A 14,508-nucleotide genomic window follows, 5' to 3' on the forward strand; every position below is an offset into this window, starting at 1 on the left:
CTCACCACCACTCGCTGTCGAGTTTGCCCTCCATCGCGCGCAGGTGCTCGCGCGAGCAGGTCGGGCAGAAGGTCCGGGTCCGGCCGCGCTCGACCGCGGTGGTCCAGGTCAGGGCCGCCGCCGGGTCGTCGTCCTCGCTGTCTCGGCGACCGCAGAAGTCGCAGGTGCGCACCACTCCAGGGTAGGCGCCACGAACGCCAGGAGCCGGGCACGACCTCGAGGGTCGTACCCGGCTCCTGCATCAGACACCCGCGATCAGGGTGCGCTGGGGTGGCCCGTCACAGTGCGCGGGCCAGGGCGAGCCGCGCCTGCTGCGCGGCTCGCTCGGCCTTGCGGGATAGACGTGCGGCACGGGCCACCTGGTGGCCAACGCGAAGCTGGCGCGCCTCTCCCAGGCGCGCGGACATTTGTGCGCGGGCCAGATCTTCGTTCATGAGACTCATGTCGTTGCTCCGGTTCAGGTAGGTGTTCATGTCGGGGTAGGTCCTTCTCAGTCAGGCGCTCAGAGCGCGCGGGCGAGGGCAGTGCGAGCCTGCGACGCGGCGAGCTCCGCGCGGCGGGTCATCCGGTGCGCGCGGGCCAGCTGGTAGCCGCGACGCAGCTGCTGCGCCTCTCCCAGGCGCGCGGACATCTGCGCGCGAGCCAGGTTCTCGTTCATGACGTTCATCTCGGTGGTCCTTCTCGGAGGTGGTTCGGCGGATGGTGGTGGTGCGGTGCTGCGTGGGTCGGTGCTGCGTGGTGCGGTGCCGCTCAGGCGGCGGTCTCGTCCTTGCGGGGACGCCCGCGGGGCCGCTTGCGGGGGATCACCGCTCCCTGGAGGAAGAGCTGGCCGCCCCAGACTCCCCACGGCTCGCGCCGCTGGAGAGCGCCGTCGAGGCATCGGGACCTGACCGGGCACTCCTGGCAGAGGGTCTTCGCGAACTCCACGTCGGCCGGCGACTCGGCGAACCACAGTTCCGGGTTCTTCACCCGGCACGGCAGCCGCTCGTCGTCGACCCGCTCCGCCTCGTCGTGCAGCTGGCCCAGGCTGGCTGCTTCGGTGCGGTCGAGAACACTGATGGTCATGTTTCACCTCCTTCGGATCTGATCGCTTGCGTCTGATGCGCGGAAAACACAAAGGCCGCGAATCCCGGTGAGGGATCCGCGGCCTGGAGGCGACGACACAGTGTTTCTCAACTGGTCGGTGGACTCCAGGCAGTGGTCCCCGGGACGTAGGCCGGGACGAGACCCCAGCCGCCCTTGATCTCGGTGATCTGGGTGGCGACGCGGTCGCGCTTCGCGAGGGACGTGCCGGTGCCGGCGAACGTGCCGAAACCGGCGCCCCGCACGGTCGCGTCGAAGGCGTGGCCGCACATGGGCAGGGCGAAGCGAGACGGGGTCTGAACCGTCGTCATGAGCTTGGTGCTGTTCACAGGGACCACCTCCTTCGGTACGTGTCGTGCGCTGGTCGTGCCAGGACCGTGATGCGCGGTGTGTTCTTGGTGACGGAAAGTTACCGCGGGCTCTTGGTAAGGAGCAAACGATTTTATGACTATTTCGTGGGTTTCTTTTTCAACTGTCTCCACGCGGCTTCCCGACACCGCGGATCGGGCGTCGGCGCGCGTGGAGTTTCCCGCTCCGTTGAGGGAGAAAGAGAGCCTCAGCCGACCAGGCCGAGGACGTCCTCGCCGTACTTCTCGACCTTGGACCGGCCTATACCACTGATGCGCAGCAGGTCCTGGGCCGAGCGCGGCTTGTGCTCCGCGATCAGCTGCAGGGTCGCGTCGGTGAAGATCACGAACGCGGGGACGCTCTCGTCGCCGGCCCGCGTCGTGCGCCACTCGCGCAGGCGCTCGAACAGCTCCTCGTCGTACGACGCCGGGCAGTTGTCGCACCGGCCGCGCTTCTTCTCCGCCCCGGTGTCGAGCGGCTTGCCGCACTCGCGGCAGCCGGCGACCTTCCGGCTGCGGGCCGGCGACCGCTCGACGCGGGCGTCGTCGGGCAGCAACGGATCGAGGAACCGCGACGGCTTGCGCCCGGCCCGGCCGCCCGGGTTGCGGGCCAGCGCCCAGGACAGCGACAGGTCGAGGCGCGCACGGGTCATGCCGACGTAGAGGAGTCGGCGCTCCTCCTCGACCGCGGCCGGGGTGTCGGCGTAGGTGATCGGCAGGGTGCCGTCCTGGAGCCCGCAGAGGAACACCGAGTCCCACTCCAGACCCTTGGCCGCGTGGAAGGTCGCCAGGGTGACCCCGTCGGCCACCGGCGCGTGCTGCTCGGAGGCCCGACGGTCCAGGTCGTCGACGAAGGCACCGAGGTCTCCCCCGGCGGCCGCGAACTCGGAGGCCTGGTCGACCAGCGCCTGCCAGGACTCCCACCGGTCGCGGGTCTGGCCGCGGGTGGTGGGCGCCTCGGAGGTCCAGCCCATGCCCGCGAGCGTGCCGTGCACGTTCTCCAACAGCTCGTCTCCGGTCGCCTCGCCCTGCCCCGACCGCGCGGCGCCGCGGATCCGGGTCACCGCCTCCCGTACCTCGGGCCGGTCGAAGAACCGGGCGGCACCGCGGACGACGTACGGGAGCCCCCGGGCCGCGAGCGCCTCCTCGAAGGACTCGGACTGGGCGTTGATGCGGAACAGCACCGCGACCTCACCGAGCGTGCGGCCGCGGTCGCGCAGCGCCTTGATCTTCGCGGCGACCGCCTCGGCCTCCGCCACCTCGTCGGGGTACGGCGTGTAGGCGACCGTGGGTCCGGACGGACGCTGTGCCTGCAGCTTGACGCCCTGGCTCTCCGAGCCGGCCAGCAGCCTGTTGGCGGCCCCGACGACCTCGGGTGAGGAGCGGTAGTTGCGCACCAGCTCGACGGACGTGGTGCCGGGGAACTTCTTCGGGAAGTCGCGGAGGTAGTCGGCGTTGGCGCCGGCGAAGGAGTAGATCGTCTGGGCGGGGTCGCCGACCACGCAGAGCTCGTTGCGCCCGCCGAGCCACAGGTCGAGCAGGGCCGACTGCAGCGGGGAGACGTCCTGGAACTCGTCGACGACGAACCACTTGTACTGCCGGCGGACCTGCGCGGCGACCCGCTCGTCGTCGGCGAGCATGCCGGCGGTGAACAGCAACACGTCCTCCATGTCCATCCGGCCCTGGTTGCGCTTGACCTCCTCGTAGCTGCCGAACACCCGGCCGACCGTCTCCGGGTCGTGACCGGTGACCGAGCGACCGCGGGACGTGGCCACCCGGGCGTAGTCGTCGGGGTGGACGTTGCTGACCTTGGCCCACTCGATCTCGGAGGCCAGGTCGCGCAGCAGCGCCTGGTCGGCGGAGAGTCGCTGCCGGCGGGCCGCCGAGGCGAGCAGCCCGATCTTGGACTCGATCAGCTGGGGCAGCTCGGTGCCGTGGACGCCTGTCCAGAAGTAGCGCAGCTGACGCAGCGCGGCGGAGTGGAAGGTGCGGGCCTGGACGCCGCCCGCCCCGAGCTGACGCAGTCGGCCCCGCATCTCGCCGGCCGCCCGGGTCGTGAAGGTGACCGCCAGGACCTCGGTCGGGGCATAGACGCCGGACGCGACGCCGTACGCGATCCGGTGGGTGATCGCCCGGGTCTTGCCCGTGCCGGCACCGGCCAACACCCGCACCGGACCGCGCAGCGCCTCCGCGACCAGGCGCTGCTCGGGGTCGAGAGCGGCCAGCAGCTCGTCGGGCGCGGGGGGCATCGAGGGAACATCTCCTGGGGACCGGTGGTTGGATCGGGTAGCAGTTCCAGACCCTAGACGCCGGAGGCGACAGTTCTGATGTCGAGCACGTTCACGATGTACAGCACCCCGTGGTGCGGCTACTGCCACCGGCTGAAGGGCCAGCTCGACCGGGAGGGCATCGCCTTCGACATCGTCGACATCGAGCAGGTTCCGGAGGCCGCGCTGATCGTCGAGCAGGCCAACAACGGCAACCAGACCGTCCCGACGCTCGTCTACTCCGACGGCAGCGCACAGACGAACCCGTCGCTGATCCAGGTCAAGGAGAAGCTGGCCTCGCTGGCCTCCTGATCACCAGTGGCCGGGCAGCGGCCCGCCGTACCAGTGCTCGATCAGTGACCGGCTGATCGAGACGCCCTGCGGCAGCCGCACCCGCCCGGACTCCGCCTCGGCGCGGAGCTCGGCGCGCGTGAACCAGCGCGCCTCCTCGATCTCGTCCCGGTCGACCTCGATGTCCGTGGAGGTCGCCCGGCCGACGAAGCCCAGCATCAGGCTGGCCGGCAGCGGCCAGGGCTGGTTGCCGAAGTACTCGACGTCTCCCACCGAGATGCCGGTCTCCTCGGCGACCTCGCGGCGTACGGCGTCCTCGAGCGTCTCGCCCGGCTCGCAGAAGCCGGCGAGGGTCGAGAACCGCCCCTCGGGCCAGACCGCCTGCCGGCCGAGCAGGCAACGCTCGTCGTCGGCCCCGGGCTCGCCCGCGGCGACGATCATGATGACGGCGGGGTCGGTGCGCGGGAACTGGGCGCGCCCGCACTGGGTGCAGGCCAGCTCGTGGCCGGAGGCACGCGGCACGAGGCCGCCTCCGCACCGCGGGCAGAACCGAGTCACGAAGAGCCACTCCGCGAGCCCGATCGCGTGCAGCAGCAGCGGTCCGCCCTCCAGAGAACCCTCGGCCAGCGGCGTGAGGAGGTCGCGCAGCCCGGCCCAGTCGCCGCCGGCCTGTGCGAGCTCGACCCCCGTGACGACGGCGAACCACGCCGCCTCGTCGCGCTCCCCCAGCAGCACCCGCACGCCCTCGGGCGCCTCCGCGGGCGAGACCCAGTCGAGCGCCCCGTCGCGCGGCTGCACGCGGGTGCCGGCGACCACGAGCACCCGGGTCCTCGGGTCGGCCCAGCGCTCCTCGAGCCAGGCCTCGTCCTTGCGTCGTACGGCGGCGCGGTCGTGCGGGTTGTCGACGATCCGGAGGTGGGGCTGGGTCACCCGGTCAGCCTAGGCTCGGACTGTGAGCACCCACATCGGCGCCCAGTCCGGGGCCATCGCGCCCGTCGTCCTGATGCCCGGCGACCCGCTGCGGGCCCGCTGGATCGCGGAGACCTTCCTCGACGACGCCCGGTGCTACACCGAGGTGCGCGGCATGTACGGCTTCACCGGCACCTGGCGCGGGCGGCCCGTCTCCGTGCAGGGGTCGGGGATGGGCCAGCCGTCGCTGGCGATCTACGCCCACGAGCTGTTCAGCGAGTACGACGTGCAGCGGGTGATCCGGGTCGGTTCCTGCGGCGCGATGACCGAGCGGGTCGCCGTCCGCGACATCGTGATCGCCTCCGGCGCCTGCACCGACTCCTCGATGAACCGGATCCGGTTCGAGGGCCTCGACTACGCCCCGGTCGCCGACTTCGGTCTGCTCAGGGCGGCGTACGACGCTGCGCAGGGCGCCGCCGGCGACGCCGCGGTGCACGTCGGGCTGATCTACAGCAGCGACTCGTTCTACCCCGCCCGGCCCGAGCTCTCGGCCCGACTGGTGGACCACGGCGTACTGGCGGTCGAGATGGAGGCGAGCGCGCTCTACACGATCGCGGCGGGCTTCGGCCGGCAGGCGCTGGTGGTGTGCACCGTCTCCGACCACCTGGTCACCGGCGAGCAGACCTCGGCGCTGGAGCGCGAGCAGACCTTCGGGGCGATGGTCGAGATCGCGCTGACGGCCGGGCTCGACGGCTGATCGAGTCGGTCGACCCGTCGATCCTTCGGCGACACGCCGCGAAAAGTGCCGATTGAGTGACGGGTCGCCGGCGGGGTCAGGAGCGGAAGGCCTTGAGGCCGAGTACGAAGACGCCGGCACCGAAGAAGCCGAGGACCGCGAACCCGATCCCCTGGTAGTCCTCGTCGCCACCGGCGACCCAGAGTCCGCCGACGACGGCCGGGGTCGCGCACATCAGGGCCAGCAGCAGGAGCGGCCAGGAGACGCCGCGGGATTCCGTCACGCGTCGAGGATGTCACTCCCCGTGACGGAAGTAGCAGCCGGTCCGGGGTGTTCCACCGACGTGGAGGTCCTCGACTCGCTCGTCATCGGCGCCGGCCAGGCCGGCCTCTCGGCGTCGTACCACCTCCGACGGCGGGGCCTCGACCATGTCGTGCTGGACGCCGAGGCCGCTCCCGGCGGGGCCTGGCAGCACCGCTGGGACTCGCTCGCGATGCGCGACGTGCACGGGGTCTCGGCGCTGCCGGACTCGGTGTCCCCCACCGACCCCGAGGGCCGGGCCAACGTCGTGGTGCCGGCGTACTTCGCGACGTACGAGCGCGAGCACGACCTGCCCGTCGTCCGGCCGATCCGCGTCGACACGGTCACCGAGCACAACGGGCTGCTGCTCACCCGCGCGGCCGACCGGACCTGGACCTCGCGGACCCTGGTCAACGCCAGCGGCACCTGGTCGCACCCGTTCGTGCCGCGCTACCCCGGCATGGACACGTTCCTCGGCGAGCAGCTGCACACCCACGACTACCCCGGACCGCTCCCCTTCCGCGGCCGTCGCGTGCTGGTCGTCGGCGGCGGCGCCTCAGCCGTGCAGCACCTCGGCGAGCTGGCGCCCGTCGCCGACACGCTCTGGGTCACCCGGCGGGAGCCGGTGTGGCGCACCGACGACTTCACTCCCGAGCTGGGGCGTCGGGTGGTCGCGCTGGTCGAGGAGCGGGTACGCCGGGGGCTGCCGCCGGCGAGCGTCGTCAGCGTGACCGGGCTCGCGCTCCGCCCGCAGGAGCGGGAGGCGGAGCGACTCGGCGCCTATCGCCGGCTCCCGATGTTCGAGTCGGTCGAGCCGGACGGGGTGCGTTGGGCCGACGGCCGTTTCGAGCGCGTCGACGTGATCGTGTGGGCGACCGGCTTCCGGCCGGCGGTGACCCACCTGGCGCCGCTGCGGCTGCGCTCGCCGTCCGGCGGCATCCAGCTCGACGGCACGACGGCGGTCGCGGACCGCCGGGTGCAGCTGGTCGGCTACGGCCCCTCGGCCAGCACCATCGGGGCGAACCGGGCCGGACGCACAGCGGCCCGCGGCGTCGCTGACTGGATCAGCGCGAGCGCCGCGGGCCTGCCGGTGTGACTACTTGCCGGTGACCTTCTTGGCCACCAGGCCGCCGACGGCTACGACGGCGATGACGAGGACGAGCTTCTTCAGCATGGGGATCTCCTTCGACAGGGGTCAGGACGTGCGGGGCCATTCCACCCTGCCGGACCAAACGGACGCGGCAGCGACCCGCCGTCCGGCTCAGGTCGCGCTGAACAGCTTCTCCAGCTCCGCCCGTCCGGCCAGCCCCTCCGGCTCGACCAGCTCACCGGAGCGCACGTGGAAGAACGCGGCGCGGACCTGATCCAGGGGTACGCCGTGCAGCTCGGCCCAGGCCACCCGGTAGATGGCCAGCTGAAGCGGGTCCGGCTCCAGGTGGCGGCCGGTCTTCCAGTCGACCAGCAGGTAGCCCTCGCCCTCGCGGTAGACGGCGTCGATGCGGCCGCGCACGACCTGACCGGCCAGCACCAGCGCGAACGGCGGCTCCACCGCGTGCGGCACCCGGTCGGCGAACGGGCCGGCCTCGAAGCGCTCCACGAGCTCGGCCAGCTCGGCGTCGTCGGCGATCCCGGAGTCGGCGCGACCCGGCAGCTCGTCGGGGTCGAGGAGCAGCTGCTGGCCGAAGCGGCTCTCCACCCAGGCGTGGAAGCGGGTGCCGAACCGGGCCGCCGCCGACGGCTTGCGCGGCATCGGTCGGGCCAGGTCGCGGGCGAAGGCCTCGGGGTCGTCGCGCAGCCGCGCCAGCGAGGTCGCCGACAGGCTGGAGGGCAGCGGCACCTCGACGACCGTCGCCCGGTCGCGGGTCGCCTCCTCCAGGAGCCGGTCGATCTCGGTGTCCCACTGCGCCACCCGGTCGAGCAGCAGCATGTCCTCAAGATCGTCGGTGGCCTCCGGGTCCGCCTCGCGGACCCGGGCCGCCGCCTCGAGGCGGCGCTCCACCTCGCGGGTGTGGTGGGAGATCGGCCAGGCCAGGTCGGACGCCGCCTGGGCGTACGGGTTGGGCGCATCCTTGGCGGGCTTGTCGAGCCAGGCGTCGGGGAACGCGCCCCAGCCCTCCATCGCCTCGCGGGTGCGCTGGAGGTACGACGAGGGCCCGAGTCCGCCCTTGCGCTGGGGCGCCCAGCAGTAGGCGGAGACCCACAGCGTGTTCCGGGCGCGAGTCCAGGCGACATACCCGAGCCGCAGCTCCTCCAGGGCCTGGTGCTCCTTCGCGCGGGCCGCGAGCGCCTTGAGGTCCTCGGGGGTGTGCCCGGCCAGCGTCGGGAGGTCGCGGGCGTCGCCGCGCAGGGCCGTGGGCAGGACGAACGGGACGGTCAGCCAGCTGGACCGGGTCCGGTTGGTCGGGAACTTCTGCTCGACCACGCCGACCAGGAAGACCGCGTCCCACTCCAGGCCCTTGGCCCGGTGCACGGTGAGCAGCTTGACCGAATCGGCCTCCGACGGTGTGGCGACGTCGAGCCCCTGGCCGAACTCGTCCTCGGCCTCCAGCCACGCCAGCAGCGCCGCGAGCGTCACCTGACCGTCGACCGCCTGGAACTCCGCGACCGCCTGGACGAACAGGTCGAGGTTCTCGCGCCGGGCGACCGCTGCCGGACTGACCGACGAGGCGAGCTCGACATCGATGCCGGTCACGTCGACGATGCGGCGGACCAGGTCGAGCAGCGGCTCGCCGATGGACGCGCGCAGGCGGCGCAGCTCGGTGGCCAGCAGCCCGAACCGCTCCCGAGCGTCGGGCGAGTAGTCGAAGTCGCGGGGGTCGCCGGGATCGCCGAGGGCGTCGCTGAGAGCCGGGATCTCGCTGGGGTCGGCCCCCTCCACCGCGGCACCCAGCTCGGCCTGCAGGTCGACGAGCGTGGTGGCTCGTACGGCGGGGCCCCCGCCCGCGAGGTCCCGCGCGCGCCGGCCCAGCAGGGCCAGGTCGCGCAGGCCGATCGCCCAGCGCGGGCCGGCGAGCACGGTCAGCAGGGCCGCGTTGGCGGTGACGTCCTGGATCAGGGTCAGCGTCGCGACGACCTCGGCCACCTCGGGCAGCCGCAGCAGTCCCTTGAGACCTACGATCTCGACCGGCACCTCGCGCGCGGAGAGCGCGTCGAAGACCGCGGCGGCGTGGGCGTTGTCGCGCACCAGGACGCCGATCTCCCTCCAGCACGGGTCGGCGGTGCAGGCGGTCAGCGCGCGGTGCGTCGCGATCACCTCGGTGGCCAGCCAGGTCAGCTCGTCGTCCCAGGTCTCGTGCACGACCGCCCGCACCGCACCGGGGTCGGCCCCGGGCTTCGGCTCGAGCGGGCGCAGCTCGGGGCGGTCGGCGTACAGCTCGGCGGCCAGGTGGTTGGCCGAGGCCAGGATCCGCTCGTCGGAGCGACGGTTCACCGTGAGCGGGTAGGTGCGACCCACCCCACCGAGGCTCGGGAAGTCCTGGCCGAACTCCAGGATGTTCGAGACCGATGCGCCACGCCAGCCGTAGATGGCCTGGTTGGGGTCGCCGACGGCCGTGACCGGGTGCCCCAGCCCGTGGTCGGCGTCGGGGCCGCTGAACAGCCGGCTCAGCATCAGGGCCTGGGCCACCGAGGTGTCCTGGTACTCGTCGAGGAGCACGACCTTGAACTTGCCGCGCTCGATCTCGCCGACCTCGGGGCACTCCTCGGCCAGCCGGGCGGCCAGCGCGATCTGGTCGGAGAAGTCCATCAGCCCGTGGTGGGTCTTGAGCCGGCGGTAGGCCTCGACCAGTCCGAGCAGCTCGGCGCGCTTGTCGATCGCGGCGATCGCCTTCTCGTTGACCGCCCGGTAGGTCTTGCGGTGCTCCGTGGCCATCCCCGCCTCCAGCAGCGGGCGCTGGGTCACGTCGTGGGCCCGCACCTGCGCGGGCGTGACCAGGTGCTCGCTCATCTCGCCGTCCAGGGCGAGGAGGTACTGGACGACGTGGCTCGGTGAGTCGGTGAGCGTCTCGACCGCGGAGGTGTAGCGCTGCACGGCGCGGGCGGCCAGCTGGTAGCGGCTGGCGTCGGCGATCAGCCGGGTGTCCGGCTCGTGCCCGATCCGCAGACCGTGCTCGGAGAGCAGGTTGGAGGCGAACGAGTGGTACGTCGCGACCGTCGGCTCCTCCAGCTCCTCGGCCTCGTCCTGCCCCGGGTCGACCGGCCGGGTGCCGCGCTCGGGCAGCAGGCCGGCTTGGCGCAGGCTCTCGCGGATCCGGCTCTGCAGCTCGGCGGTCGCCTTGGTCGTGAAGGTCAGCCCCAGCACCTCGTGCGGACGGACCCGGCCGGTGGCGACCAGCCACACGACCCGGGCCGCCATCACGGTGGTCTTGCCGGAGCCGGCGCCGGCGATCACGACCGCCGGCTCCAGCGGCGCGGTGATCGCGGCGAACTGCTGGTCGCTGAAGGTCCACTCGGCACGCATCAGGTCGCGCAGCTGCTCGGGGGTGGTGATGTCGCTCGGCGGGGCGGCCGCGGTGATGGTCACGAGAGCACCGATCCGGCGGTCTTGTCGGGGCACAGGGCGTGGAAGGTGCACCGCTCGCAGTGCGCACCGGGACGGGCGACGAACTCCTCGCTGCGCAGCAGCGTCGCGGCCGCGACCAGCTGGTCCTCGACGAACCCCGCTCCCTCGACCGGCGGCGCCTGGCGCTGCACCTTCGGCTGGTCGTCGCCGTGGCGCAGCTGGACCAGCTCGGCCCCGCCCGGCCGGCCCGGACGGTCGACATCGGACAGCCACTCGTCGGCCGCGCCGTACTCGACGGCCAGCTGGTAGAGGCCCAGCTGGCTGTGCCGCTCGACCTGGGGGCCGGTGGGTGGGTACTTGCCGGTCTTGAGGTCGATGACGACCACCCGGCCGTCCTCGTCGAGCTCGAGGCGGTCGGCGTACCCGTTCAGCCGCACCACCTGACCGTCGGGCAGGCTCACCTGCGCCTGCATCCGCGGCTCGGTCGCCAGGACGGTGCGCGCGCCCGGTCGCTCGTGCCAGCCGACGAAGCGGACCAGCGCGTCGCGGACCGCCGCCCGCTCGCGGGCCCGTGACCAGGGGGTGCGGAACTCCAGCCGCGCCCACACCTCATCGACCAGCGGCATCAGGTCGGCATCGACGTCGACGGGCGAGGCGATCTCGCCCTTGGCGATCCGGTCGGCGATCGCGTGCACGACCTTGCCGAACCCCTGGCTCGCCGAGCTCACCACCGCACCGCCGGCCTCCCGACTGAGGAACCACTGCGCCGGGCAGGTCACCAGCCCCTCGAGGGTGCTCGCCGAGATCGTCAGCGGCTGCTCGCTCGGACGCACCGGCTGCGTGGCCCGGGTGGGCGCCCGGAGTCCCCACCACGACGCGGGGTCGGCGGCCGCGGCGACGGGCCGGCCGTGCACGTCGGTCGCGGCCAGCCGGCTGAGTCGTCGTGCCGCCGCCGCGCGCAGCGGCTCGGGCTGCTCGGGATCGGCGAGGGTGCGGCGCAGCTCGGCGACCAGGCCGGTCATCGAGAGCGGGCGCTGCGGCCGGCCGATCCGGTGCACGGGGTCGCGCCCGAGCTCGTGCAGGAACCGTGAGGGCTGCTCACCCTCGTCGTCGGCGGAGGCCACGGCCGTGACCACGAGCCGCTGCCGGGCTCGGGTCGCCGCGACGTAGAACAGCCGGCGCTCCTCGGCCAGGATCGCGCCCCGGGTCAGCGGCGGCAGCAGGCCGTCACGGCTGATCCGGTCGGCCTGGAGCAAGGTGTCGCGGCGGCGCAGGTCGGGCCAGGCGCCCTCCTGGACGCGGGCGACGACCACCAGGCGCCACTCCAGGCCCTTGGACCGGTGGGCGGTGAGCAGCCGTACGGCGTCGCCGCGGACACCGCGGTCGGCGAGCGTGTCGGCCGGGATCTCCTGGGCCCTCAGCGTGTCGACGAACGCCCGGACGCTGGTGTGCCCGCGTTGCTCCTCGACCCGCGCGGCCGTCTCGAACAGCGCGCAGATCGCGTCGAGGTCACGATGGGCGAGCCGGGCCCCGTGGCCCCCGCCACGGGTGGCGTGCCGCAGCCGGCGGCCCCAGTCGGAGCCCTCCCACAGGGTCCACAGCACCTCCTCGACGCTCGCCCCGTCCGCGAGCTCGCCCCGAGCCCGGGCGACCAGCACCGCGAGCCGGCGGGCCCGGGTCGCGGCGTCGCCCGGCACGCCGGCCAGCAGCGCGGGCTCCAGCACGGCGCGGCGCACCAGCTCGCGCGGCGCCGCCTCGGGCTCACGCTCGCGCAGCGCCCGGGTCAGCGCGCGCACGTCGGTCGCGTCGAGGCCGCCCAGCGGCGAGGTCAGCAGCGCCTCGGCCCGGTCGGCGCCGACGTGGTCCTGGGCTGCCGGGTCGTCGACCTCGGCGTCGCCGACCACGGCGAGCGCGGCGAGCAGCGGCACCGCGGCGGGCTCACGGACCAGGGGCGTCTCGTCACTGGCGACCTCCACCGGCACGCCGGCCGCGACCAGGGATCGGCGCAGGCCCGGGATCTCGGTGCGGCCCGAGCGCACCAGCACCGCCATGTCGGACCAGGCGACGTCGTCCTCGAGATGGGCCCGGCGCAGCAGGTCGGCGATGTGCTCGACCTCGGCGCGGGCGGTGTCGAAGGTCAGCGCCTGGACGGTGCCGGGCCCGAACTCGTGGGCGACGGGGGCCGGGTCGCGGAAAGCGGCGTACGTCGCGGCGGGGATCGACCCGGTGACGCCGATGCCGGCCGCGATCGACCGGGAGGCACGCAGCAGCCGGGAACCGAACCGGCGGGTCGTCGCGAGCGCGACCACCCGGGCCGGCGAGCCGTCGGCCCGCGGGAACTGCCGGGGGAAGTCGAGGATGCCGCGGACGTCGGCGCCGCGGAAGCCGTAGATCGACTGGTCGGGGTCGCCGACCACCGTCAGGTCGCGCCCGTCGCCGGCCAGTGCTCGCAGCATGGCGACCTGGCTGGGATCGGTGTCCTGGTACTCGTCGACGAAGACGTGGCTGAGCTCGCGACGCAGCTCGTCGCGGTGCAGGTTGGCCTCGATGACCGCACGCGCGACCAGGTCGGGGTAGTCGACCGCGCTCTGGTCGCCCAGGACGTCGAGATACTGCTCCAGGAAGAAGCCGGCGGCCGCCAGCTCGGGGGCGCCCTCGCGCTCGCCGAGCTCGATCAGCTGGTCGGGATCCAGCCCGCGCTCGCGAGCCCGGGCGAGGACGGCGTGCACCTCCTTGGCGAAGCCGCGGGTGCCGACCGCGGCTCGGAGCCCGGCGGGCCAGCGCACCGACTCCGGGTTGTCGGTGAGCAGCTCCTGGAGCACGACGTCCTGCTCGGGAGCCGACAGCAGCCGCAGGGGCGCGGCGTACAGCTCGGCCGGCGCGTAGCGCCGCACCAGCGCGTAGGCGAAGGAGTGGAACGTCGAGCTCAGGGGCGTCGCCATCGTGCGGCCCAGCCGCGCGGTCACCCGGTCGCGCAGCTGCTCGGCGGCCTTGCGGGAGAAGGTGAGGGCCAGCACCTGGTCGGGGCGGGCTCCCGCCTCCACCCGCGCGACGATCGCCTCGACCAGGGTGGTCGTCTTGCCGGTGCCGGGTCCGGCCAGCACCAGCAGCGGTCCACCGGGATGGTCGACGACCTGCTGCTGGTGCTCGTCGAGCGTGGGCGCTGCGGGCGCGGCCGGTGCGGGTCGCAGGCGGAAGGCCGGCGTCTCGGTGGTGGTCGCGCTCATGGGTCCATCTCAGCACCCGGCGCCGACAACCGTCGGCACCACCCGCGACGATGGGCCCATGACTCCCCCGACCTCCAGGCGCACCGTGGCCATCCTCGCCTTCGACGACATGGAGGTGCTCGACTACGCGGGCCCGTACGAGGTGTTCAACGTGGCCGGCGAGCTCGGCGCGGATCGGCCCTTCGAGGTCTTCTCGGTCGGGCTGACCACGGGTCCGGCGGTCGGCCGGGGCGGGTTCACGGTGCTGCCGACGTACTCCCTCGACGACGCGCCGGCCTCGGACCTGCTGGTTGTGCCGGGCGGCGCCGGCACCCGGGCGCTGCTCGACGACGAGCGGCTGCTGGCGTGGCTGCGGGAGCGCACCGGCGAGGTCGAGCTGCTCGTGTCGGTGTGCACGGGCGCGCTGCTGCTCGGCGCGGCCGGACTGCTGGAGGGATGCCGGGCGACCACCCACCACGACGCGTACGACGAGCTCGCGGCGCTCTCCCCCACCACCGTGGTCGTGCGGGGCGAGCGGTTCGTCCGCTCCGCCCAGACGATCCTGACGTCGGCGGGCGTCTCGGCCGGCATCGACTGCTCGCTGCACGCCGTGCAGCTGCTGACCGACGAGCACACCCGCGACGTGACCGTCTCCGAGATGGAGTGGGGCTGGCGCTCCTAGCCGCCCGCGCGGGCCTGTCGGCCGATCCGGGTGTGGGGGGCGTGGGGGGCGGTGGGCAATCCACCGTTACGGACCGGCAGTAGGTGGACCACGCACCGCGCCGTACGGCGAGTCGCGCGGCTCGCCGTGGCGGGGGTGAAAGATCCACCGTCCTGGGCCCGCAGACGGTGGACAACTCACCGATCG

The 14,508-nt window shown here is 73.3% G+C and carries 14 protein-coding genes; 4 read left to right on the plus strand and 10 right to left on the minus strand.

Annotation, left to right across the window (positions count from 1 at the left end):
* Window position 1 precedes the first annotated feature (1 nt).
* The 6 genes from MUB56_RS23560 to MUB56_RS23585 form a co-directional block, all read right to left on the minus strand.
* Complete coding sequence (locus MUB56_RS23560; protein ID WP_244929442.1) at window positions 2-172, minus strand: hypothetical protein; 171 nt, start codon at window positions 170-172, stop codon at window positions 2-4.
* Between the two features lie 106 nt (window positions 173-278).
* Window positions 279-473: a hypothetical protein gene (locus tag MUB56_RS23565; protein ID WP_244929443.1), complete on the minus strand. Its 195-nt coding sequence runs from the start codon at window positions 471-473 to the stop codon at window positions 279-281.
* 29 nt (window positions 474-502) lie between these two features.
* On the minus strand, window positions 503-667 hold the full coding sequence (locus MUB56_RS23570; RefSeq protein ID WP_244929444.1) for a hypothetical protein: 165 nt from the start codon (window positions 665-667) through the stop codon (window positions 503-505).
* Window positions 668-750: 83 nt separating this feature from the next.
* The gene (locus tag MUB56_RS23575) at window positions 751-1,065 is read right to left on the minus strand and encodes a WhiB family transcriptional regulator (protein WP_244929445.1); all 315 of its coding nucleotides are present in this window, start codon (window positions 1,063-1,065) and stop codon (window positions 751-753) included.
* 107 nt (window positions 1,066-1,172) lie between these two features.
* Window positions 1,173-1,412 carry a hypothetical protein gene (locus tag MUB56_RS23580; protein ID WP_244929446.1) on the minus strand — a complete coding sequence of 80 codons (240 nt, stop codon included), beginning with the start codon at window positions 1,410-1,412 and terminating at the stop codon, window positions 1,173-1,175.
* Window positions 1,413-1,639: 227 nt separating this feature from the next.
* Window positions 1,640-3,679, minus strand: a complete 2,040-nt coding sequence (locus MUB56_RS23585; RefSeq protein ID WP_244929447.1) for an ATP-dependent DNA helicase UvrD2 — start codon at window positions 3,677-3,679, stop codon at window positions 1,640-1,642.
* 78 nt (window positions 3,680-3,757) lie between these two features.
* Between MUB56_RS23585 and MUB56_RS23590 the strand changes: the two genes are divergently transcribed.
* Window positions 3,758-4,009 (plus strand): mycoredoxin, encoded by a 252-nt coding sequence (locus MUB56_RS23590; RefSeq protein WP_280637330.1) that lies wholly within the window; start codon window positions 3,758-3,760, stop codon window positions 4,007-4,009.
* Here the strand turns inward: MUB56_RS23590 and nudC are convergent, their stop codons facing one another.
* Entirely contained in the window at window positions 4,010-4,918 is a 909-nt protein-coding gene (gene nudC, locus MUB56_RS23595) for an NAD(+) diphosphatase (RefSeq protein WP_244929448.1), read from the minus strand. It abuts the gene before it with no gap.
* A 22-nt stretch (window positions 4,919-4,940) separates the two neighbouring features.
* Here nudC and deoD point away from each other — a divergent pair, with 22 nt between their 5' ends.
* On the plus strand, window positions 4,941-5,654 hold the full coding sequence (gene deoD / locus MUB56_RS23600; RefSeq protein WP_244929449.1) for a purine-nucleoside phosphorylase: 714 nt from the start codon (window positions 4,941-4,943) through the stop codon (window positions 5,652-5,654).
* A 76-nt stretch (window positions 5,655-5,730) separates the two neighbouring features.
* On the opposite strand, the gene MUB56_RS23605 is transcribed toward deoD, so the two are convergent.
* Complete coding sequence (locus tag MUB56_RS23605; protein WP_244929450.1) at window positions 5,731-5,916, minus strand: hypothetical protein; 186 nt, start codon at window positions 5,914-5,916, stop codon at window positions 5,731-5,733.
* 21 nt (window positions 5,917-5,937) lie between these two features.
* Between MUB56_RS23605 and MUB56_RS23610 the strand changes: the two genes are divergently transcribed.
* The gene (locus tag MUB56_RS23610; RefSeq protein ID WP_348536702.1) at window positions 5,938-7,029 is read left to right on the plus strand and encodes an NAD(P)-binding domain-containing protein; all 1,092 of its coding nucleotides are present in this window, start codon (window positions 5,938-5,940) and stop codon (window positions 7,027-7,029) included.
* A gap of 165 nt (window positions 7,030-7,194) precedes the next feature.
* Here MUB56_RS23610 and MUB56_RS23615 read toward each other — a convergent pair whose 3' ends face one another.
* Both MUB56_RS23615 and MUB56_RS23620 read right to left on the minus strand, forming a co-directional pair.
* Complete coding sequence (locus tag MUB56_RS23615; protein ID WP_244929451.1) at window positions 7,195-10,455, minus strand: ATP-dependent DNA helicase; 3,261 nt, start codon at window positions 10,453-10,455, stop codon at window positions 7,195-7,197.
* On the minus strand, window positions 10,452-13,661 hold the full coding sequence (locus MUB56_RS23620; protein WP_244929452.1) for an ATP-dependent DNA helicase: 3,210 nt from the start codon (window positions 13,659-13,661) through the stop codon (window positions 10,452-10,454). Before MUB56_RS23620 ends, MUB56_RS23615 begins: the two co-directional genes overlap by 4 nt.
* Window positions 13,662-13,719: 58 nt before the next feature.
* On the opposite strand from MUB56_RS23620, the gene MUB56_RS23625 reads away from it, so the two are divergent.
* Complete coding sequence (locus MUB56_RS23625) at window positions 13,720-14,322, plus strand: DJ-1/PfpI family protein (protein ID WP_244929453.1); 603 nt, start codon at window positions 13,720-13,722, stop codon at window positions 14,320-14,322.
* Window positions 14,323-14,508: the final 186 nt, after the last annotated feature.

The organism is Nocardioides sp. W7 (assembly GCF_022919075.1).
Classification (GTDB): Bacteria; Actinomycetota; Actinomycetes; order Propionibacteriales; family Nocardioidaceae; genus Nocardioides.